The organism is Pseudomonas sp. GW456-12-10-14-LB2 (assembly GCF_002884345.1).
Classification (GTDB): domain Bacteria; phylum Pseudomonadota; class Gammaproteobacteria; order Pseudomonadales; family Pseudomonadaceae; genus Aquipseudomonas; species Aquipseudomonas paraglycinae.
In genome coordinates this window covers 1-253 of sequence record NZ_POHV01000252.1, presented here as the reverse complement: position 1 = coordinate 253, position 253 = coordinate 1, and the positions used below count along the sequence as shown (strand labels likewise).

Here is a 253-nt window from a genome sequence, read left to right as displayed (position 1 = left end):
GTCTGATCGTCCTCGCGCAGGGTGCCGCCATAAGCGATCCGCCCGAAGATCGGATCATCGGCGACGATCGTCGCCGCGCTGCGAAGCGCACCGCAAAAGCCGAGATCGATTTCGCAGGCATAATACCATGCGCTGCGATGATGCGGCTGGTCGAGCCAGGTCAGCCCGGTCGGGGCCGGCTCAAACCCGCCTGCCGCCGCACCGTCATTGGCCTTGCCCGGATACCAATAACCGTAATCGGTCTCCGCAGTAC

The 253-nt window shown here is 64.0% G+C and carries 1 protein-coding gene; it reads right to left on the bottom strand.

The features are described 5' to 3' along the window. On the bottom strand, positions 1-253 hold a 253-nt coding region (locus C1X29_RS30130), incomplete at both ends, for a hypothetical protein (RefSeq protein WP_218275741.1).